Source organism: Streptomyces sp. 3330 (genome assembly GCF_031456635.1).
GTDB lineage: Bacteria > Actinomycetota > Actinomycetes > Streptomycetales > Streptomycetaceae > Streptomyces.
This window is the reverse complement of the sequence record NZ_JAVDVA010000014.1, coordinates 42,450-63,359: the sequence shown is the minus strand read 5'-3', so window position 1 is coordinate 63,359 and position 20,910 is coordinate 42,450. Positions and strand designations below refer to the sequence as shown.

Annotated in this window: 18 protein-coding genes and 1 riboswitch; of the genes, 4 read left to right on the top strand and 14 right to left on the bottom strand. The window is 73.8% G+C overall.

The window, feature by feature from the left end; translation table 11 throughout:
* Positions 1 to 17 precede the first annotated feature (17 nt).
* Both J2X68_RS23185 and J2X68_RS23180 read right to left on the bottom strand, forming a co-directional pair.
* Positions 18 to 593, bottom strand: coding sequence for an RNA polymerase sigma factor (locus J2X68_RS23185; protein ID WP_020127476.1), 576 nt, complete (start codon positions 591 to 593; stop codon positions 18 to 20).
* A gap of 70 nt (positions 594 to 663) precedes the next feature.
* Positions 664 to 2,094, bottom strand: coding sequence for a S8/S53 family peptidase (locus J2X68_RS23180; RefSeq protein ID WP_310434467.1), 1,431 nt, complete (start codon positions 2,092 to 2,094; stop codon positions 664 to 666).
* Positions 2,095 to 2,343: 249 nt separating this feature from the next.
* Between J2X68_RS23180 and J2X68_RS23175 the strand changes: the two genes are divergently transcribed.
* A complete protein-coding gene (locus J2X68_RS23175; RefSeq protein ID WP_310434624.1) occupies positions 2,344 to 4,923 on the top strand; it encodes a CHAT domain-containing protein in 2,580 nt (859 codons plus the stop codon).
* Between the two features lie 39 nt (positions 4,924 to 4,962).
* Here the strand turns inward: J2X68_RS23175 and J2X68_RS23170 are convergent, their stop codons facing one another.
* Positions 4,963 to 6,912: a LuxR C-terminal-related transcriptional regulator gene (locus J2X68_RS23170; protein ID WP_310434466.1), complete on the bottom strand. Its 1,950-nt coding sequence runs from the start codon at positions 6,910 to 6,912 to the stop codon at positions 4,963 to 4,965.
* Between the two features lie 96 nt (positions 6,913 to 7,008).
* Here J2X68_RS23170 and J2X68_RS23165 point away from each other — a divergent pair, with 96 nt between their 5' ends.
* Positions 7,009 to 8,094, top strand: coding sequence for a M12 family metallopeptidase (locus tag J2X68_RS23165; protein WP_310434465.1), 1,086 nt, complete (start codon positions 7,009 to 7,011; stop codon positions 8,092 to 8,094).
* 552 nt (positions 8,095 to 8,646) lie between these two features.
* Here the strand turns inward: J2X68_RS23165 and J2X68_RS23160 are convergent.
* From J2X68_RS23160 to J2X68_RS23110, 11 genes are all read right to left on the bottom strand, one after another.
* A complete protein-coding gene (locus J2X68_RS23160) occupies positions 8,647 to 10,023 on the bottom strand; it encodes an NtaA/DmoA family FMN-dependent monooxygenase (RefSeq protein WP_310434464.1) in 1,377 nt (458 codons plus the stop codon).
* 22 nt (positions 10,024 to 10,045) lie between these two features.
* On the bottom strand, positions 10,046 to 11,245 hold the full coding sequence (locus tag J2X68_RS23155; RefSeq protein ID WP_310434463.1) for an LLM class flavin-dependent oxidoreductase: 1,200 nt from the start codon (positions 11,243 to 11,245) through the stop codon (positions 10,046 to 10,048).
* A 173-nt stretch (positions 11,246 to 11,418) separates the two neighbouring features.
* Positions 11,419 to 11,550, bottom strand: coding sequence for a putative leader peptide (locus J2X68_RS23150; protein ID WP_310434462.1), 132 nt, complete (start codon positions 11,548 to 11,550; stop codon positions 11,419 to 11,421).
* 11 nt (positions 11,551 to 11,561) lie between these two features.
* Positions 11,562 to 12,311, bottom strand: a complete 750-nt coding sequence (locus tag J2X68_RS23145; RefSeq protein WP_310434461.1) for a GNAT family N-acetyltransferase — start codon at positions 12,309 to 12,311, stop codon at positions 11,562 to 11,564.
* Positions 12,312 to 12,402: 91 nt separating this feature from the next.
* Positions 12,403 to 13,425, bottom strand: a complete 1,023-nt coding sequence (locus J2X68_RS23140; protein ID WP_310434460.1) for a transporter substrate-binding domain-containing protein — start codon at positions 13,423 to 13,425, stop codon at positions 12,403 to 12,405.
* Between the two features lie 86 nt (positions 13,426 to 13,511).
* Complete coding sequence (locus J2X68_RS23135; RefSeq protein WP_310434459.1) at positions 13,512 to 14,315, bottom strand: amino acid ABC transporter ATP-binding protein; 804 nt, start codon at positions 14,313 to 14,315, stop codon at positions 13,512 to 13,514.
* Positions 14,312 to 15,292: an amino acid ABC transporter permease gene (locus tag J2X68_RS23130; RefSeq protein ID WP_310434458.1), complete on the bottom strand. Its 981-nt coding sequence runs from the start codon at positions 15,290 to 15,292 to the stop codon at positions 14,312 to 14,314. Before J2X68_RS23130 ends, J2X68_RS23135 begins: the two co-directional genes overlap by 4 nt.
* A 397-nt stretch (positions 15,293 to 15,689) precedes the next feature.
* Positions 15,690 to 15,809: riboswitch (SAM riboswitch) on the bottom strand.
* Positions 15,810 to 15,875: 66 nt separating this feature from the next.
* A complete protein-coding gene (locus tag J2X68_RS23125; RefSeq protein WP_310434457.1) occupies positions 15,876 to 16,772 on the bottom strand; it encodes a glutathione S-transferase C-terminal domain-containing protein in 897 nt (298 codons plus the stop codon).
* A 460-nt stretch (positions 16,773 to 17,232) separates the two neighbouring features.
* Positions 17,233 to 17,733, bottom strand: a complete 501-nt coding sequence (locus J2X68_RS23120) for a DoxX family protein (RefSeq protein WP_310434456.1) — start codon at positions 17,731 to 17,733, stop codon at positions 17,233 to 17,235.
* A gap of 134 nt (positions 17,734 to 17,867) precedes the next feature.
* Complete coding sequence (locus J2X68_RS23115) at positions 17,868 to 18,797, bottom strand: carbohydrate kinase family protein (RefSeq protein WP_310434455.1); 930 nt, start codon at positions 18,795 to 18,797, stop codon at positions 17,868 to 17,870.
* A gap of 22 nt (positions 18,798 to 18,819) precedes the next feature.
* Positions 18,820 to 19,506 carry a class II aldolase/adducin family protein gene (locus J2X68_RS23110; RefSeq protein WP_310434454.1) on the bottom strand — a complete coding sequence of 229 codons (687 nt, stop codon included), beginning with the start codon at positions 19,504 to 19,506 and terminating at the stop codon, positions 18,820 to 18,822.
* A 57-nt stretch (positions 19,507 to 19,563) separates the two neighbouring features.
* On the opposite strand from J2X68_RS23110, the gene J2X68_RS23105 reads away from it, so the two are divergent.
* Both J2X68_RS23105 and J2X68_RS23100 read left to right on the top strand, forming a co-directional pair.
* Positions 19,564 to 20,214 (top strand): TetR/AcrR family transcriptional regulator, encoded by a 651-nt coding sequence (locus tag J2X68_RS23105; protein ID WP_310434453.1) that lies wholly within the window; start codon positions 19,564 to 19,566, stop codon positions 20,212 to 20,214.
* Between the two features lie 94 nt (positions 20,215 to 20,308).
* On the top strand, positions 20,309 to 20,668 hold the full coding sequence (locus J2X68_RS23100; RefSeq protein WP_310434452.1) for a hypothetical protein: 360 nt from the start codon (positions 20,309 to 20,311) through the stop codon (positions 20,666 to 20,668).
* The last annotated feature ends 242 nt before the right edge of the window (positions 20,669 to 20,910 follow it).

The window sequence follows — 20,910 nt, the reverse complement described above, 5'->3', positions numbered from 1 at the left end:
GCTGCCGTTCATGCCGTTCACAGGGCTCCCCGTGCGTCGAGTCGGGCGCGCAGGCGGCGCAGACATCGCTGGCGCATCGGTCCGATGCTGCCGACGGCGATGCCCAGGGCGGCCGACACCTCCTGATAACTGGGCGGCGGCGAGGCGATGAGGACCCGCAGCAGCTGTCGGCAGCGCTCGCCCAGCGCTTCGAACTCCTGCCACAGGAACCGCACCCGCTCGCTCTGCGCGGCCGCCTCCTCCGAGTCGAGGACCGACTGCTCGGGCGTCAGATCCTCACTGGCCCGGTCGAGCAGCAGGGGATCGTCGGTGGGGGTCAGCCGCCTTAAGCTCTTGATCACTTTCAGGCACTCGTTGCGCGCGGTGCTCGCGAGCCACGAACCGGCCTTGTGCGGCTCCCGGATCCGCCCGAGATGCTGGGCGAAGCGGAACCACACGGTCTGGTAGACCTCGTGCCCGTCGGCGTCGGAGAGCCGGTGCGCGCGCACGACCGACCACACCAAGGGGCTGAGCCCGTCCACCAGCGCTTTCCAGGCCGCCGTGTCACCGTCGACGGCGGACTGGACGAGCGCGCCGACATCAGTACGGTCCACGGCCCCACCCCTCGTGTACGGCCTGTCATCGTACGCCGTGGCGGGGCCCCGGTCCGACGTCATGCCGCCCTCACGCCGGACCGACCTGGACCGGCTCCCAGGTGGGCGGGAGCAGGGCCGGCACGTGCGCACCGCGCACCTCGGCGAACTCGGAACCGGTGGCGAGGAGTTGGCGGGCGGCGGCCCGTGGATCGGTCAGCCCGTGCGCGGTCATGTGGGCCGCGACCAGCCCGGCCACCACGGGGGTCGCGAAGGAGGTGCCGCTCCAGGACGCCAGGCCCTCGAACATCACCTGGTCCGGCTTGCCCGGGGTGACCTGCTGCGCCTCGCTCAGCACACCGGTGTGGCGCGGGGACCGGCAGGTGCAGGTGTAGGTGAAGCCGTAGCGGCAGGCCTCGTAGGTGGAGTGCTGGTAGACGTACGGGACGGGGGTGTCGAAGCCGGTGAGGGCGCTGGTGAGGCGCTCGCCGGGGGCGTACGCCCGCACCCAGGGGCCGTGGTTGCTGAAGCAGGCGCCGAACGCGCCGTCGCCGCGCAGCGCGCCCACCGACAGCACCGCGTCGGCGTACTCGGGCAGCGAGGCGTAGGCGGCGGGCCAGAAGGGCGCGGCGCTGCCGTTGTTGCCGGCGGCCGCGACCAACAGGGTCTGCCGGTCCCGGAGTTCCTCCATGAACGCGGCCACGCCGAGCAGGCCGTCCACCCGGCCGTTGGACGTGCCCGCGGAGAGGCTGATGATGTCGGGCCAGCCGTCCTCGACGGCGTCGAAGAGCCGCTCGCCGAACTCGGACTCCAGGATCGCGCCGGCGTCGTTGAGGGTGCCCCGCACGGTGACGTCGGTGTCCGGCGCGACGGCCGCGACGAGCCCGGCGATGAACGTGCCGTGGCCGACGTACTGCTGGAGGATGCCCTCCTCGTCGGTCTCCCTGACCTGGGCGTCGCCCTCGGTACGGGCCAGCAGCGGGTAGGAGCGGTAGTCGTGGGTGAGCCCGGTGTCGATCACGAGCACGCCGACGGGAGCGGCGCCCTCCGCCGCCTCCGCGGCGCGGGCCGCCGGGGCGGGGTTGGGCCGGGCGCTGCGCGGGGCGGGCACCGGCTCGTCGCCCGGGCAGGCGTTGACGGCGATCGACACCAGGTGGTTGCGGCTGATCAGACGCCGGCCGGCCCGCCCCTCCGTCTCCCGCAGCGCGCGCAGGGCCCCCGCGACGGTGTGGTCGGCGCCCCGGCCGCCCTCCCCCGGGTCCCCCACCCGGATGCGGGTGATGCCGGAGCGGTTGGTCTCCGGGCCCGCCCGGCGCACATGGTCCGGGACCAGTCCCTCGGTCGCGGTGAAGTGCGAGCGGACCGCGTCCTCGACGACCCGGGCCTCCTCGCCGTCGCGCGCGATGACGACGCCCTTCTCGTAGATGAACTCGGCGGAGTCGTCCGGTCCCATCGCCAACGGGACGTCGGGCAGCGCACGTCGGAGATGGTCGAACTGCTCGTGGAATCGCTGAGGTGCCATGGCATGTCCTCCCCTACAGCCGGTGGTTCGACAGCAAGACCCGCGGGACGGCCGTCTGATACAGGTGGTGCGACGGCGGATGGGGGTGGTGCGGTTGCGGCCGCGCGCCCCCCGGCGACGCCGATGCCGTTGACACGACGTCCAATTGTTACTGGTGGATACGGTGCCGAACCGGTGTGGCGTGCAGGCCGGAGCACTACCATCCGTGGAGTGACAGCGGGAAACGACTCGGTTCTCGAACTGCTGCCGATGGTGTTCGCCGCCCCGGGCGACGCGTTGTCGCGGGCGGAACGAGTGCTCGACACCGATCCGACGCCGTTGCACGCCTCGGTCGCCCACCAGGTGATCGGCATCTGGCAGCGGGACTGGGGCGACATGCGTCTCGCCCTGGACCATCTGCGGCGCGCCCGGGACCTCGCGGCGCGCGCGGACTCTGCCGAGCGGGAGGCGGACGTCCTCGGCACGCTCGGCGTGGCGCTGGTGCACGCGGGCCGCACCCGGCAGGGGCTCGCCGCCTTCGAGCGGGGGGTCGAGCGCGGCTCCGGCCACACCCGCGCGCGGGTGATGTACCGGCGGGCCTACTCCCTGTGGGTCCTCGGCCATCATCGGGAGGCGCTGGAGGACCTGCGCCGGACGATCCCGGTGCTGCGCCAGGCCGACGACGTCATCTGGACGGCCCGCGCCCTCACCCTGCGCGCCACCGTGCACCTGGCCGTCGGGGCGGTGGACCGGGCCGAGGCGGACTTCACGGCGGCCGAGGCGCTGTGGGAGACCACCGGCCAGGAGCACGACAAGGCGGACGCGGTGGAGAGCCGGGGGCTCGCCGCCTTCCGCTCCGGGGACGTTCCGGCCGCGCTGCGGCTCCTCGACGAGGCGGAGGAGCGGTACGCGAAGCTCGGCACGCCGACGTTCATGCTCAACATCCGGCGCTGCGAGGTCCTGATGGCCGCCGGTCTCGCGCCGGAGGCGCTGGCCGAGGCGGACGCGGCGATCGCCGTGCTGGACGGCATCGGGGGGCAGTCCACGCGCAAGGCGGAGCTGCTGCTGGCGGCCGCGAGGGCGGCGCGGCTGGCGGGCGATCCGGGAACGGCGATCGCGCGCGCGGCGGTGGCCGAGCGGCTCTTCGCGGGGCAGCGGCGCACCTGGTGGGAGACGCACGCACGGCTGGTGCTGATCGAGGCGCGGGTGGCCACCGGGCGCGGCTCGGGGCGGCTGGTCGCGGACGCCGTCCGGCTCGCCGAGCGGCTGGCCTCCTTCCAGGCGCCCGCCGCACCGGAGGCGTGGCTGCTGGCGGGCCGGATCGCGCTGGACCTGAGCTGGACGACGGACGCCGAGCGGTACCTCCAGATCGCGGCCCGCAGCCGGCGCAGCGGGCCGCCGCTGGCCCGGATGACGGGCTGGGCGGCGCAGGCCCTCTGGGCGCGGGCCACCGGCTCGGGCCGGGGCGTGCTGGAGGCCTGCCGGCGCGGGCTCGACGTCCTCGACGACCACCGCACGACGCTGGGCGCCTCGGAGCTGAGGGCCCGGGCCACCGCGCAGGGCGCCGAGCTCGCGGCGCTGGCCCAGGAGGTCAGTCTGGAGCGGGGCGGGCCACGGCAGTTGCTCGTGTGGAGCGAGCGGTGGCGGGCCACGGCGCTGTCGACGCCGCCCACCCGGCCGCCGGCCGACCCGGCCCTGCTGAGCGGGCTGACCGCCTTCCGGGTGATCGCCGCCCGCGCGGACGCGGCCCGGATGGACGGCAGGCCGGTGCCGACGCTGGAACGCGAACAGCGCCGCCTGGAGCGGGAGATCCGCTCCCGGACCCTGCACATGCGCGGGGTCACGCCCTGGGGCGGTGACCGCTTCGGCGGCGACCGGCTCGACCCGGGCCGGCTGCTGGAGCGGCTGGGCGACGGACGGCTGGTCGAACTGGCCGTGCTGGACGGGCGGGTCCAGGTGCTGCTGTGCGGAGGCGGGCGGGTGCGCCGGTTCGCGGGCGGGCTGCTGGCCGAGGCCGAGCGGGAGGCCGAGCACGTCCAGGCCGGGCTGCGTCGGCTGGCCCACCCCGGCGCCGACGCCAGGCTGCCGGTGGTGGAGGCGGCGGGACGCAGGCTGGAGGAACTGCTGCTCGGCGAGGCGGCTAGGCAGCTGGGCCCGGGTCCGCTGGTCGTGGTGCCGCCGGCCCGGCTGCACCGGGTTCCATGGGCGCTGCTGCCCTCGCTGCGGGAGCGGGTGGTCAGTGTGTCGCCGTCGGCGGGCGGCTGGCTGCGCGCGCGGGACACCGAACCGCCCCCGGGCGGGCGTCAGGTCCTCGTGCGGGGCCCGGGGCTGGCGTCCTGCGGGGCGGAGGTGCCGGAGGTCGCCGGGCGGTACGGCAGGCCGGTCGTGCTGGAGCAGGAGGACGCCCATGTCTCGCGTGTGCTGCAGGAGTTGGACGGCGCCGCGCTGGCCCACATCGCCGCGCACGGCACGTTCCGCGGCGACAGCCCGATGTTCTCGTCCCTGCGGATGGCGGACGGCCCGCTGATCGTCCACGACTTCGAGCGGCTCGCCCGCAGCCCGTACCGGATCATCCTCTCCAGCTGCGACACCGCCCGGCTCGCCTCGGTCGGCGCGGACGAACTCCTCGGCCTGGTCACGGCGTTGCTGCCGCTGGGCACGGCGGGTGTGCTGGCGAGCAGCGCACCCGTCAACGACGCGGCGGTCGTCCCGCTGATGCTGGCCCTGCACAAGGGCGTCAGCGCGGGCCTCTCCCTGGCCGAGGCCCTGCGGGACGCCCGTGCCGCGCTGCCGGACGACGCGCTGCACCAGGCGACGGGCTGGGCGTTCACGGCGTTCGGCGCGGCGTGAGCGGGCCCGGCCCCGACTCCCCTCCCGGGCCCGGGGTGGTCAGGCCGGTTGCTCCACCAGCCACGGAAGGGCGCCGCGGTCGCCCGCGCCGAGCCGGGTGTAGGCGCCGTAGAGGTGGTTGCCGACGGTCCGGACGGACAGGGTGAGGCGCTCGGCGATCTGCCGGTTGCTCAGGCCCGCCGCGGCGAGGGTGACGATCTGCCGCTGGCGTGCGGTGAGTTCGCCCAGGACCAGACCGGACAGGGCCGGTGTGCGGGCCCCCTGGCAGCGCCGGGCCAGGGCGACGGCGCGGGTACGGGCGGTGCGGGCCGCGCCCGCGTCCCGGTGGACGCGTACCGCCTGCGCGTACGCCTCGGCGGCGAAGAGCAGGAATCCGCGCTCCTCCAGCTCGGCGGCCACCAGGTCGAGCGCGGGTCCGTCACCCCGGGCCAGCGCCCGGGCGTGCCGGTCCAGGCAGCCCCCGGCGGGAAGAAGGCGGACCGCGCTCAGGGGAGCGCCGAGACGCACGGCGTCGTAGGCGGTGTAGGGGTCGCGGGCGGTGTACGGGGCGTCGGTGGTGAGAGGGTCGCGGGCGGTGTGGGGGGCGCGGGCGAACCGCCCATCGCCGGACTCGGGCGACTCACGGGACGCGCGGGGGCCGGTGGCGCCCGTGCGGGGAGCCGCCGGCTCGATGGCGTCGAGGATCTTCAGGGCCGTGTCGAGGTCTCCGCGGGCGGCCGGCGGCCACGCGGAAGTGGCGGGGTGCTCGGCGAGGAGGTCGATCGACGGTCCCGTCTCGCCCGACTGGGCCGCCGACAGGGCGAGTTCGGTGCGGCAGGCGCGGTCCTGCGGGGCCGATGCCAGGCCTTCCCTCGCCCAGGCCGCCGCCTCGCGCAGTTCTCCCCGCAGCCGTGAGAACCGCGCGCGGACGGCGGCGTACCACGGCGGTACCGGTTCCCCCTCGGCGACCAGCCACTCCCCCACGGGCGTGGGCGTCGTGCGGACGTCGGCCCGCTCGATGCGGCGGATCAGTCCGGCGGCCTCCGCGTCGAGGGCGGACGCGGTCGACCGTCGTCGCCCGGTGAGCCGCCGGGCGCGCAGCCGGCCCGCCTCGGCACGCAGGACCGGGCCGTGCAGCGGGTGCGCCAGGCGGACGGTCGTGTCGTCGGCGACGTCGAGCAGGCCGTCCGCCTCCAGGCGTTCGAGGATCCGCAGGTCCAGCGTGTCCGACGGCAGCGACAGCGGTTCGGCGAAGGCGAGCCGGTCGAGGATCTCGCGTTCGTCCGGGCAGGTGCGGGCGAGCACGGCAGCGGCGCGTTCCCGCAGGGCCGGGGTCACCGGGACCCGGCCGCGCCAGGTCCGCTCGTCGGTGTCCGCGTCCCCGGCCACGAGTCCCTGCTCGCGCAGCGCGTCCAGCAGGTCGCGCAGGAGGCGCAGATCGCCGCCGCACAGACGGTGCAGCCGGTTGACGGCGAGGGGGTCCAGAGGGCCGCCGACGCCCGCGATCAGAAGGGACGCGATCTCCTCGCGGGGCAGCGGCTCCAGGGCGAGCCGGGGCAGCAGTCCACCGGTCCACAGCCGGGCGACCGCGCCGGGCGGGCGGGCGCCGTCCGGGACGACGACCAGCAGACGGGTGCGGCCCTGGACGGCCAGCTGGTGGAGCAGGGCCGCGGAGGAGCCGTCCAGCAGATGCGCGTCGTCGACCAGCAAGTGCCGTACCCCGGTGAGGAGTTGTACGGCGCCGTGCAGGGTGACGCCCTCGGGGAGCAGATGGGCGAAGGCGGCGAACGGCAGGTCGCGGGTTCCGGGGGTGCCGGCCACCCGCACGCAGTCGGTGCCGCGGACCGCCTCCATGGCCAGCCGGGTGCGGCCGCAGCCCGCCGGTCCGGTGATGACCAGGCCGGGCCGCCCCACCGCCAAGGAGCGGCGGACGAGCTCCAGTTCCTCGTCCCGGCCCGTGAAGGGCCACGGCAGTCGCAGGGTCCTGTCTGAGGCTTCGAACGTCGTCACCTCAATGGGACTCCGCGTACTCACGCCTGATACAGGGTGACTTGAGTAGCCCCCGACTCAGGCCGGGCGGCCGCCCCGCACGGCAACCTGGAGCCCATGACCGCCCGCTACTGCTCGCTCGCCCAGCAGTCGGCCCCCGCTTTCGCGCCGGGGCTGGCCGCCGAACGGCTCGGCGCGCTGATGAGCGGGCGGCGGATGTGGGTCAACGGCACGGTGCTGCACTACTGCTTCCTGGACGGCGAGAGCGCCGGGTCGGTCATCGCCCTGCCGGGTTCCGGGGGCACCCGCTGGGTGTCCTGGGTCGGCGGCGAGGACCAGCGGGACGTCGTGCGGGACTGCTTCCGCGAGTGGCGGGAGCTGGGCATCGGGGTGTCCTTCGTGGAGGTCGCCGACCGTTCGGAGGCGGAGCTGCGCATCGGTTTCCAGCCGGGTGACGGGTCCTGGTCGGCGGTGGGCCGGGACGCGTTGTCGGCCGGGCTCAACGAGCGCACCATGAACTTCGGCTGGGATCTGACCGCGCCCGGGGAGCGCGCGACGGCCCTGCACGAGATCGGGCACGCGCTGGGCATGCAGCACGAGCACCAGAGCCCGTTCGCCGGCCTGCACTGGGACGACGAGGCCGTGTACGCCGAGCTGGCGGGCCCGCCCCACCACTGGAGCCGGGACAGGACCTGGTTCAACGTGCTGCGCAAGCTGGACCCGTTCGAGGTGAACGGGTCGGTGTGGGACCCGCAGTCCGTCATGCAGTACCCCTTCTCGGCGGGACTGATCCTGGAGCCGGAGCAGTTCCGCGGGGGTGTGCACCCGTCCGGCGGGCTGTCGGCGCTGGACAAGGAGTTCGTCCTCGGCTGGTATCCGCCGCCGGTCGGCGCGCGGCCCCCGGCGCTGGCACCGTTCCGTTCGGTGCCGCTGTCGCTGGGGCCGGGCGAGCAGGTCGACTTCACCGTGGCGCCGCGCGAGACCCGCGAGTACACCTTCGCCACCTTCGGGGAGAGCGACTCCCTCGTCGTGGTGTTCGAGGAGCGGGACGGGGAGCCCCGCTTCCTCGCGGGGCACGACGACGGAGGCACTCCGCACAACGCCACGATCAGGGTCCGGCTCGTCAGGGACCGCCGCTACTTCGTCCGCGTACGCCTGTACTCCGGCTGGGGTTCGGGCGAGACGGCGGTCATGTGCTGGTGAGCCGCGAGGCCACCCGCAGGAACCACAGTCCGGCGCCGGGGGAAGCGCCGGGGACGCGTCGCCTTCGGGGGAGGGGGACGCGTCCCCGGCCACACCGGGTCCGCCGTGCGCGGGCGGGCCCGCCCGGTGTGTCTCCCTCGTGCGAACAGGCAGGCCGGGGCGGGGACAGGAGCGTCCGGCCGGTGTGAGCATGACGGCATCCTTCCGGGAGCCGATCGCGCGGACCGGCGGGTACTGACGGTCTGTCTGGCGGCCGGGGGCGACGACCCTGCTGGACCGGGCGGTCCTCAACATCGCCGTCCCCGCGCTGTGCCAGTCGTTTGCGCGCGGCGGGGCTCTGGTCGCGCTGTGCGGTCCCGGGACGGGCCGGCCGCTGTGCCCGCTGCTGAGCGCGCCGTGCGGAGCGGTCACCCTGTGGCTGGCGTACGAGTACTGCGTCGGGCATGCCGAGTGGGGGCGTTGTCGAGCACCTCGCGGAAGCGGTCCCGCGTGGGCTTCAGGACGCCGGTGACCGGTCCGGGCGGTGCACGATCAGGGTGATGGCGAGGAACTTCACGAGGCCGCCCGGGCGGCGCCGGCCGCCTCGTCCGGGTGGGCGAGGCCGAGGTGGTCCCGGAGTGTGGTGCCCTCGTACTCGGTGCGGAAGACGCCCTGTTCCTGGAGGAGCGGGACGACCTGGTCGGCGAACGCGTCGAGGCCGCTCGGGGTGATGTGCGGGACGAGGATGAACCCGTCGGCGGCGTCGGCCTGCACGTACTCGTTGATCGTCCTGGCGACGGTCGCCGGGGAACCGACGAAGTTCTGCCGGTTGCCGGTCTCGATGACCAGGTCGCGGATCGACCAGTTGTTGGCCGCGGCGAGCTCCCGCCACTCGCGGGCCGTGGCGAGCGGGTCGCGGTACATCCGGACCTGGGCGCGGCCGCGGGCGATGTGGTCCCCGCCGGTGTCCGGGTCGATGTCCGGCAGCGGGCCCTCCGGGTCGTACCCGGACAGGTCCCTGTTCCAGACGAACTCCAGGTGCTTGAGGGCGGTGGCGCCGCTGACCTGCCGGCGGCGCACGTCCCTGGCGATCTCCTCGGCCTCGGCGTCGGTGTCGCCGAGGACGAAGCTCGCGGCGGGCAGGATCAGCAGCTCGTCGGCGCGCCTGCCGTACCTGGCGAGCCGTGACTTGACGTCGGTGTAGAAGGCCTGGCCGGCGTCGAGGGCCGCGTAGCGGCTGAAGATCGCGTCGGCGGACGAGGCGGCGAACTCGCGGCCCTCGTCGGAGTCCCCGGCCTGGAAGATCACCGGGCGGCCCTGGGGGCTGCGCGGCACGTTGAACCGGCCCTGGATGTCGAACTGCCGGCCCTCGTGGACGAAGGCGCCGGCCTGGGCGTCCCGCAGGAAGGCGCCGGTGCTCTGGTCGGCGACGATCTCGTCGCCCCGCCAGGAGTCGAAGAGTTCGCCCGTGGTGGCGAGGAACTCCTTGGCACGGGCGTACCGCTCGTCCTGCGGGAGGTAGCCGCCGCGGCGGAAGTTCTCGCCGGTGAAGGCGTCCCAGGAGGTGACGACGTTCCACGCGGAACGGCCGTCGGAGAGGTGGTCGAGGCTGGCGAACTGGCGGGCCACCTCGTAGGGCTCGTTGAAGGTGGAGTTGATGGTGCCGGTCAGACCGAGGCGTTCGGTGACGGCGGCGAGCGCGGCGAGGACCGTGAAGGTGTCGGGGCGGCCGACCACGTCCAGGTCGTAGATCTTGCCGCCCTGTTCGCGCAGGCGGAGTCCCTCGGCGAGGAAGAGGAAGTCGAACTTGGCACGTTCGGCGGTCCGCGCGAAGTGGGCGAAGGAGCTGAACTCGATGTGGCTGCCGGCCCGCGGGTCGCTCCACACGGTGGTGTTGTTCACGCCGGGGAAGTGCGCGGCGAGATGGATCTGCTTCTGGGGCTTGCTCATGGTCGTGGGCTCTCCGTCCGGCTCAGACTGCGGCGTAGCGGTTGGCGGGGCGGGGCAGACCGAGCAGCCCGCGCAAGGTGTCGGCCTCGTAGGCGCGGCGGAAGGCCCCGCGGCGCTGGAGTTCGGGGACGAGGCCCCGGGTGACGGCCGGGAGGTCGTGGCCGGCGACGGCCGGGCGCAGCCGGAACCCGGTCAGCCCCGCCGCCTGGAAGTCCTGCAGCAGATCGGCGAGTTGGGCGGGTGAGCCGGCGAACACCCGGGCGTCGCTGCGGTATTCCTCACCGGCGAGGGTGTCGAGGCGGTCGCGCCGGGCGGCGGCCTCGGCCGGGTCGTCGTCGAGGAAGACCACCAGGTCGCCGAAGACGTGCAGCGGCTCGGCGGCCCGCCCGGCCCGCTCCTGCTCGGCACGGATCTCGGCGACGATCGCCCGTGCCTGCGCGGTGTCGTGCGGGGTGACGTACCCGACATCGGTGGCGCGGGCCACCAGACGGTAGGGGACCGTGTCGTGCGCGAGGGCGGTGACCAGGGGCTGGCCCTGCGGCGGGCGCGGCGTGATGGACGGCCCCTTGACGCTGAAGCGACGGCCCTCGAAGTCGATGTGGTGGAGCTTGTCGCGGTCGACGAAACGGCCCGTCGTCACGTCCCGGATCTCCGCGTCGTCCTCCCAGCTGTCCCAGAGGCGGCGCACGACCTCGACGTAGTCGGCGGCCTCGTCGAACAGCTCGGTCACCAACTCCTGGGCGGCCGGGGCGTCGTAGGCCCCGATCCGGGGGATCGTGCGCCGGCCGAAGTGGGCGGCTTCGGCGGGGCGGGCGCTGACCTGCACCCGCAGACCGGCGCGGCCGGTGCTCACGTAGTCGAGGGTGGCGATCGCCTTGGAGAGGTGGAACGGCTCGGTGTGCGTCGCCACCACGGTCGGCACCAGGCCTATGTGACGGGTGAGCGGGGCCACCCGGGAGGCGACGAGGACGGCGTCGAGCCGGCCGCGCACCTGGTCGGTGCGGTCGTCCGGGTCGAGGAAGTGGGAGGACTGCAGCCCGAGGCCGTCCTCGAGGGTCACGAAGTCGAGCAGTCCGCGCTCGGCCTCGGCGACCAGGTCGGCCCAGTATCCGGCGGTGAACAGCTCACGGGGTCGGGCGGCGGGCTCGCGCCAGGAGGCGGGGTGCCAGCCGGTGCCGTCCAGAGCGACGGCGAGATGCAGCGGGGAGGAGGTCGAGGACACGAGGGTGCCTTCCTGGAGGTCCGTACGAGAGCGCCGGCCTGCGCGCGGAGACGGCGCGGGCGTCCGGCGGGTCGCGAGCGCGGCGGGAGGGGTGTCCCCCGGGCCGAGGCGGGGGAAGGGTGTCCTCCGGGCGGAGGCGGGGGGACACCCGGGCGGAGGCGGGGGGGAGAGGGTCAGGAGCGACAGAGCGCGCCGGCCACGCGCTGGAGGTCGATGTGGGGCCGGGAGTGGAGGTGCACGGCACGGCGTATGCGGGTCACGTCCGCACCTCCCTCGTTCCGGGCGCCGGGGGGCGCCTCACCCATCTCGTCATGACTCACAACGCCCTGGCCCCGGCGGATGTTCCCGGGGTGCGCACCGACGCGATGGTGGAGCGACGGCGCAGGACGAAGCCGAGGGACTCGTACAGGCGGATCGCGGGCGCGTTGCCGGCGGCGGCGTGCAGGAACGGGGTGTCGCCGCGGTCCCGGATGCCGGCGCCCACCGCGCGGATCAGCCGGGTGGCGAGGCCGCCCCCGCGGTGGGCGGGGTCGGTGCAGACGGCGCTGATCTCGGTCCAGCCGGGCAGCCGCAGCCGCTCGCCCGCCATGGCGATCAGGCGCCCCTGGTCACGGATGCCGAGGTAGGCGCCGAGAGCGACGGTCCGCCGGAGGAAGGGCCCGGGGCGGGTGCGGGCGACGAGGTCGAGGATCTCCGGCACGTCGTCGGGGCCGAGCCGCACGGCCTCGGGCGCCGGTTCGGCGCGGAAGGCCGCGGTGGCGGTCAGCTGGACGCCCTCTCCCCCGCCGATGACCTCCCAGCCGTCGGGGACGCGCTCAACGGGCTTGACGCGTACGGCGGTTCCGGGGCCGACGAGGGTGAGCAGGTCGGCCCAGGCGGCCGGGTCCCCGGGGTCGGCGAGGGCGGCGAAGTCGTAGACGTCGGCCGGGTAGCGCGCGGCGCGGCCGACCCGGTCGGCGAGGTGGCCGTGCGGGCCGTCGAGCGCGGCCCACACGGCGTTGTCGAGGGGATGCGGGTGGGTGACGGTCGGAGCTCCGCCTCCGCGGAGGTCGATCGGAGTGGCCACGGAGGCGGAGTCCCTTCCTGTCGTCCGGTCGTCGGTGGCGACCTGCGTGCTGGTGCGTGGTGGTGACGTGTGCTCAGGAGCCGCCGCGCGGTCAGGAGTTGTCGAGCGGCAGCCCGGGCGGGTTGATCTCGGACTTGGCGACGGCCTCGTTGGAGAGGTTGTAGGCCGCCAGCCACTTGGCGTACTGACCGTGCTCGATCAGGTAGTTGATGGCGTCCGCGAGCGGCTCGGCGAGACCGCTGTCCTTCTTGGCGGTGGCGGCGATCAGGCCCTGGAGGCTCTCACCCGCCCCGGAGAAGGTGCCCGCGTTGCGGGTGGCGTTGGCCGTGCCCGCGGTCCGGGAGACGTTGTAGGCGATGCCGGGGTTGGGTCCGAAGTACGCGTCGATCTTGCCGCTGGCGAGCGCCAGGTAGATGCCGTTGCGGTCCGGGTAGTACTTGACGGTGAGCTTCTTGCCCTCGGACTCCAGCTTCTTCTTCCACTCCAGGAGGATCTTCTCCTGGTTGGTGCCGGAGCCGACGGTGACGGTCAGACCGGCGAGGTTCTCGTAGTCGCCGTCGAAGTTCCACGTGCTGGACTTCTTGACCTCCCAGCCGAGGTTGTCCTGGCGGTAGGAGGCGAACTCGTACTTCTTCTTGCGCTCCTCGGTGTCGGTGATGTTCGAGAAGCCGACGTCGACCTTGCCGCTGTCGATGCCGACGAAGAGGTTCTCCCAGGTGAAGTTCTTCGTCTCCGGCTCCAGTCCGAGGACCGCGGCCACCAGCCGGCCGAGGTCGGGCTCGGCGCCGGTGAGGGTCTTCTGGTCGTCGCCGACGTAGGCGAGCGGGGCGAAGCCGGAGGGCAGGGCGCCGATGCCGATGTTCAGCTTGCCGCTCTTCCTGATCGCGTCGGGCAGTTCGGCGCTGATGGACTTGACCTCGGAGACCTTCAGGGCGGTCTCCTCGGCGGCGCCGTTGGACACCCGGCCGATGGTCACGCTGCCGGCGGCGCTGCCGGTCGTGGTGGCGGCCTCGCTGTCACCACCGCAGGCGGCGAGCCCGGTGGCGAGGGTGGCGACCGCGGTCGCCGCGGTGATGCCGCGGATCAGGCTGCGTCGGGTGAAGTGGGCAGACATGGCCGTCCTTTGTCGCTGGTGAGCTGGGTGGTGGCGTGGGGGGAAGTCGTGGGGCGCGTCGGTGCCGGAGCACCTCGCCGTCGGTGTCAGAGCACCTTGCTGAGGAAGTCCCGTGTCCGCTCGTGCCGCGGTCTGTCGAGGACCTCGCCCGGCGGGCCCTGCTCGACGATCTTCCCGCCGTCGATGAAGACGACCCGGTCGGCGACCTCACGGGCGAAGCCGACCTCGTGGGTGACGATGACGAGCGTGGTGCCGCTGGTCGCCAGGTCCTTGATGACGGCGAGGACCTCGCCTACGAGCTCGGGGTCGAGCGCGGAGGTGGGCTCGTCGAAGAGGATCACGCCGGGCCGCAGGGCGAGGGCGCGGGCGATGGCGACCCGCTGCTGCTGGCCGCCGGACAGCTGCCGGGGGTAGGCGGCGGCCTTGTCGGCGAGGCCCACCCGGTCGAGGAGTTCACGGGCCAGTTCCAGGGCGGCGGCCTTGGCGAGTCTCCCGGTGGCGACCGGCGCGGCGGCGACGTTGTCGAGCACGGTCAGATGCGGGAAGAGGTTGAAGTTCTGGAAGACGAAGCCGATCCGGCCGCGCTGGCTCAGGATGGCCCGTTCGCTCAGCTCGCGCAGCCGGTCGCCGTGCCGGCGGACGCCGATCGGCTCGCCGTTGACGCTGACGTAGCCGATCTCGGGCTTCTCCAGGTGGTTGATGACCCGCAGCAGGGTGGACTTGCCGGAGCCGGACGGGCCGAGGATCACGGTGACCTCGCCGGGCCGGACGGTCAGGCTCACCCCGTCCAGGACCCGGTGGGCGCCGTACCACTTGTGCACGTCGTGCACCTCGACGGCGGCGGGCACGATCCCGGCGATCTCGGAGCTCTGCAGGGTCTCGGTGGTCATACGGCGGCCTCCCGGCGGATGCGGGCCCGCAGGTCGGTGAGACCGGTCCGCAGTTTCTGGAGCGGCGTCGGCGGCAGGGAACGCGTGGCGCCCCGGGCGTAGTACCGCTCGACGTAGAACTGGACGACGGAGACGAGGCTGGTCAGGATCAGGTACCAGACGGTGACGACCAGCAGCAGCGGCACGATGTCGCCGGGGTAGGTGGCCCCCATGGTCTGCGCGGTGCCGAACAGGTCGAGCAGGGACACGTAGAAGACCAGCGAGGTGGACTTGACCAGGCCGATCAGCTGGTTGACGTAGTTCGGCGTGATCGACCGCAGGGCCTGCGGGAAGACGATCTTCCAGAACTGGTAGCGCTTGGGCAGGCCGAGCGCGGCGGCAGCCTCGTGCTGGCCCTGGTCGACGGAGAGGATGCCGCCGCGGACCACTTCGGCGGCGTAGGCCGCCTCGTTGAGGCTGAGGCCGACGACGGCGATCACCATGTCGGTGGCCAGCCGCGACTCGTCGAAGCGGAAGAACGCCGGGCCGAAGGGGACCCCCACGCTCAGGGTCTGGTACAGGGCGCTGAAGTTGTAGAGGAAGAGCAGCACCACGATCAGCGGGATGGAGCGCAGCGCCCAGACGTAGGTCCAGCTCACCGCGCGCAGCACCGGGCTCTTCGAGAGCCGGGCGAGGGCGAGCAGGATGCCGCCGAGCAGGCCCAGCACCGCGCTGTAGGCGGCCACTTCGAGGGTGATCAGCAGTCCGTCGAGGATGACCGGCCGCAGGAACCAGTAGCCGAAACGGTCCCACTGGTAGAAGGGGTTGGAGATCAGTCCGTGGGTGAACTGCGCCACCAGGACCAGGGCCACGGCGGTGGCGATCCAGCGTCCGGGCCTGCGCAGCGGCTGGACGCGCTGGGCGGTGCGCTTCTCTGACGGGACGACGGCGGCGGGCGCGGCCTCGGCGAGGGTCACGGCGCCTGGGGGTTCACTCATGAGGGGGCTCCGGCGGGAGTCGGACACCCCGGGTCACGGCGGACGTGCGTGGCCGGACGCGCTTCGGCGGGGCGGTGGGAACCGCTCCGCGGGCGCGAACGGGGCATGGCGCACGGACGCGTGCAGGAGACCGGGGTGGGGCGGACAACGGGACACCGCTCGGGCGGTGTTCGTCAGGAACGCGGAGGCGGGGCTGCGGTGCGAGGGGTTCGTTCAGCCCCGACAGCGGGCACGGCCCGGTGCGGTACACAGTGCGCTGTTCACGCGCAGGAGGTCGACGGCGCGGTTGGCGACGAGGATGTCGAGGTACGGCCGTACGCAGCCCCGGGGGCGACGCGGCGCCGTCCGAAGAGCTGCGTACATGTCCGTCACCATCACTGTTCCGGCCCCCGAGGGGCCCTCGCGCTTACCGATGCGTCATTACCGAAACGTCGGTCCGGTCGTCACCTGGGGCACCCCACCGCGGAGCGAGGGTTGCCGGTCAGCAAGCCAGGGCTTGTCGCTGACGCTCATGACCGTTCTGGGCCGTAAGTAAGACAGTTGCCCGAACGAATGTCAACGGCTGTCCGGTGGATGGACCAGGTCAGGGCCGGTCGACCTGCGGTCGGACCGCCGAACCGTCCGCCGCGTGGGTCTCCCAGTCCAGGATCTGGACGGCGGCGCCGGCGGCCTCCAGGCCCTGGCAACGGGCGTGATGACGGCGGGAGACGGCGTCGAGGTCAAGATGGGCGCCGAAGGCCGGGTGAGCGGCCAGCCGGCGGGCGTAGGCCCAGAGCGCGGGGTGGTCGGCGACGCGGTGCACGGCGGCCGCGTCGAGGTGATAGCGGTGCACGGTGTCGAGTTGGACCAGGGTGACCCACAACTCGACGTCAGCTGCCGTGATCTGATCGCTGATCAGGTACTCGTGGGCACCGAGCCCGCGTTCCAGCACCCCGAGCGTGCCGAGCAGGGTGTCGAGGGCGGCGGCGCGCTCCGCCCCCGCGGTGTCGGCCGCTCCGGCGCGCTGGGCGGCCTCCTCGATGCCCTGGGCGCACATCCGCTCGACGGCCTCGATCTGCGACTCCGCGCCGCACGGGTACAGGGGGGGCCGGCCGGCGCCGAAGCGCCGGGCGAGGTCACGGGCGATGTCGGGGCCGTGGCTGCTGACGATGCGCCCCGACCAGTCGTCGCTGAGCACGGGCGCGAGGGCGGGTCCGGTGTACCGGTGCGCGCTGGCGTCGTACAGCGGACGCAGCGCGGAGTGGCCTCCGTCGGGGCAGTCCGGGACGGCGGGCAGGAAGGTGACCGGGCAGGCCTTGCCCAGGCCGAGGAGGCTGTGGGTGACGGCGATGCGCAGACAGTCGGGGTCGGCCGGGGCCAGATGGAGGCGGTAGCGGCGCGGCACCGCGTAGTGGCCGCTGCGCGCGTCGCGGCCGATCCGGCCCCGGAAGGGGGCGGCGGGTCGGGGGGACGGGTGGGCGGCCAGTGGCGTGACGGACATGACTCTCCCCGGGGGCGGGACGCACGACGGGCGTGCGCGCGGCGGATGCGACGTCGAAGAGGGAGGTGCGGACCTCGTCCGCCCGCGCCGGGTGCGGCCGCGTCCGGGGGACACCGCCGGTGCGGTTCGGCGCGGGGACGGGCCCGGCTCAGTCCTGGAACCTGATGGCGCTGCAGACGCGCTTCAGGTCGATGTGACGGCGGGAGGTGAGAAGGGGTGACGACCACGCCGTGCGGCCCGCTCGGCCGGTGGTCGGCTCCCGTCGCCCCATCGTTTCCCTACCCGTTCACTAGGATTCCCGGATCGAGTGTCGATCCGCCTCGAGCCGCCGTCAAGGGGGCGTCCACCAGGTGAATACCGGCACCCCGGGAAGGGGCCCCGTCACGGCAGGGCGGCGCGGCGGGTGGGGCGGCATCCGCCCCGCCCGGGCCGCCCGGGCCGACGCGCAGGGCGCGGCTCCTCAGCTCTCCCGCCGGGGGCGCCAGAACACCGCCAGCAGCCCGGCCGTCGCGACGACGCCCACCCCGAGCACCACCCCGGCGCCCGTCCAGCCGGTCACCGCGAGGTCCGCGGCCTCGTCCACCGCGTACTCCCCCGGCCCCCAGGCCCCCAGCGCCACCACGAGGACGCCCAGGACGAGGACGTACTCGTAGCCCTCCTTGAACACGAAGAAGCCGTTGCGGCGGTGTGCGAGCAGGCCCGCGACCAGCATCACGGACAGCACGGCCGCGCAGGCCAGCGAGGTGAGGAAACCCGCCACCAACAGCACGCCCGCGCCGAGTTCGGTGAGGACGCTGAGCCATGCCTGGAGTCTCGGGCGGGTGAGTCCGAGCCCGCCGAACCAGCCGGCGGTGCCGGAGATGCCGCCCCCGCCGCGCCAGTGGTTCCAGCCGTGCGCCACCATCACCACGCCGAGCACGACCCGTACGAGCAGCAGCGCGGTGTCCGAAGCCTCACTCATCGCCCAACCCCTTCGCCATCGGCGGCGCCCGTACCCGCGGTCGCGCCCGTGTGCCCGTGGCGTATCACCCGCGGGGTGAACATGGAAGCGAGGTCCGCCGGCCTCTCGGGCCGGTCGGCCGGGGAGACCTCCGCTCAGGTGCGGGACCTGGCCGTCGCGGCGAAGGCGTCGGCGGCGGCGAGGTCGAAATCGCCGTGGTCGCTGCCGAGCCCCTGGGCGACCAGTGCGGCGGCGGCGCTGCCGAGGACGGCGGCGTCGCCCGGCGTGCGGCCCAGGCTCACGCCCCGCAGATAGCCCGCCGAGAAGGCGTCGCCGCATCCCGTGGTGTCGACGACGTCGACCACGAAGGCGGGGACCGGTTCCGCGCCGTCCGCGGTCACCACGAGCGCGCCGTCGCCGCCGCGCGTGACGGCGACGACGCCCGCACCGGCGGCGAGGAGTCTGCGCGCGCCCGTCAGCAGGTCGCTCTCGCCGGTGAAGCCGAGGACCTGGTCCTCGTTGGGCAGCAGATGGTCGATGTGGGGCAGGGCCGCCTCGATCTGCTCGAAGCTGCCGAGGACGCCGGGCGCGAGCAGGTCCACGGACGTGACGACCCCGTGCTCCCGGGCGAACGACAGGATGCGTGCGGCGACGTCGACGCCGATCAACTCCGGTCCGCCCAGGTGCAGATGGTCGGCCTCCGCGAGGGCGTCCCAGGGGACGTCGTCGAGGCCGTAGGTGAGGTTGGCGCCGAGCAGGTGCAGCGAGGGGCGGTCCCCGTTGGGGCGGATCGGCAGCACGCTCGCGGAGGTGGCGGTGTCCGTGCGGCGGACGAGGAACTCCGTGTCGACACCCGCCCGGTCCAGCAGTCGCGCCAGCAGATCCCCGGTCGGGTCGGCGCCGACGGCTCCTGCGCTGCGCACCCGCGCGCCCAGCTTGGCCAGGGTGAGCGCGGTGCCGCCCGCGGTCCCGGCGGCGGTCATCCGGATGTCGTCGACCAGTGTCGCGCCCTGGCCCTGCGGTATCTCCCGCACCGGCCGCACGAGCACGTCCAGCACATGCACGCCCATGGTGAAGACCTTCATCGGCTTTCCCCCTTCATCGGCCTCATCGGCTCTGTTCCTGCGCGGGTGGGACGCGGTGGGTGGTGCCGTAGTCGCGGGCGATCGCGGCCTCGATCACGGCGAGTTGCTGTCGCTCGTCGAGGACGCGGGGCCGGCCCATGGCGGCCGCGCGCTGGTAGACACCGCAGGCCCATTCGAGCAGCAGCGCGTTCTCGACGGCCTTGTCGAGAGTCGGCCCGTGAGTGACCGCGCCGTGGTTCGCCAGCAGGGCCGCGCTGCGCCCGTCGAGCGCGGTGAGGACGGACTCGGCGAGTTCGGGGGTGCCGAAGGTGGCGTAGGGCGCGACCCGCACCGTGCCGCCCAGCGCGAGCAACTGGTAGTGGATGCAGGGAAGTTCGTCGAGGACGCAGGACACCGCGGTGGCCATCGGGGCATGGGTGTGGACGACCGCGCCCACTCCGTAGCGGCGGTAGACCCCGAGGTGCAGCTCCAGTTCCGAGGTCGGCCGCAGGCTTCCGGCCACGATCGTGCCGTCGAGGCCGACGACGGTCACCTGGTCCGGGGTGAGTTCGGCGAGGACCGCTCCGGTCGCGGTGACGGCGACACGGTCCTCGACCCGTACGCTCACGTTGCCTGCCGTGCCGACGAGGAGGCCTTCGGCCCCCAGGCGCCGGCAGACGTCCGCGACGGCGGCCCGCTCCTGACTCAGCGCCGAGCTTGAGGCGGTCATGGGCGCGAAGGTAGCGTAAACCTGAAACAAAGTCACGTTCATGTTTGGAGGCAGTCCTTGGTCCGGGCGACCGCGGGTCCCGGCGGTGGCGTTCCCCTGCGCCGCACGCCCCGCCAGGCACGCAGCAAGGCGCGTCTGGCGCTGATGCTGGAGGCCGCCGAGCGCATCCTGGTCGGCGAGGGCGTCGAGGCGCTCACCACGACGCGGGTCGCGGCCGAGGCCGAGGTGTCGGTCGGCTCGCTGTACCAGTACCTCCCCGACCGTGACGCGATCATCGACGCCCTCGCCGCCGGGTACTTCGCCCGCCTCGAAGGCGTCATGGACGATCTCGTCCGGACGGCGGCGCGGGAGCGGTGGGAGGATCCCGTGGGCGTGCTCGTCGACACGTTCGCCCGCGTCTACCGCACCGAACACGGCTTCCGCGCGCTGTGGTTCGGCAGCGGGCTGACCGAGCGGACGCGGGCCGCGGACCGTGAGCACAAGCGGCGGATGGCCGACGGGGTCCGCCGGGTGCTGGGCGCACTGGGCGTCGCCCCGGACGACGAGACGCTCGCGCGGGCCTGCCATGCCGCGATCCTGGCCGCCGACGCCCTCGCCCAGGAGGCCTTCCGCCGCGACCCGGGGGGCGACACCGGCCTCCTGGACGAGGCGAAGGCGATGCTGCGCTGCTATCTCACGGAGGTCGTCGCGCGCCACGGGCGGCGGTAGCGGAAAGTCTGTGGCCGCCGCCGCGGACCGGTCGGTAACGTCGGGGCCCGCAGCCGACCGCACCCGCGGTCGCGGCACCCGGAGAGCGAATCCCATGACCAGGCAGCACCCCCGAGCCACCACGACCCTCTGGCGTCCCACCGGCCCCAAGGAGCTGGAGCTGGTGCGGGAGCTCGCCTGGCGCGCCTGGCCGCCCCGGCTTCCCGAGCAGCCGATCTTCTACCCGGTCCTCGACGAGGACTACGCCGTCAAGATCGCCCGGGACTGGAACGTCCAGCACGACGGCGCCGGTTACGTGACCCGGTTCGAGGTCGACTCCGCGTTCCTGCGCAGGTATCCCGTCCAGCAGGCGGGCGGCCGGACGATCCTCGAACTGTGGGTGCCGGCCGAGGAGCTGGACGCCTTCAACGCCCACATCGTGGGCGAGATCGAGGTCGTGCACGTGTTCGCCTGACGTCCGGCGAAGGGTGTCCGCACGGTCCCGCCGGTGCTTCCGTCCACCGGCGGGCCGCCCCCCGGACACCCTGACCCCGCGCCGACCGGGAACGCCGCCGACCGGCCGGGGGCGGTGCACCGACCCGGGGGGTTTCCCGGCGACACCGCGTGGCTCGCGCGGTCATCCGGCGATCCGGTGAGTAGTCTCGCGCTGCCTCAAGCCGCACCGCAGCCGAGCCGAATCGGGAGAAGACCCATCAG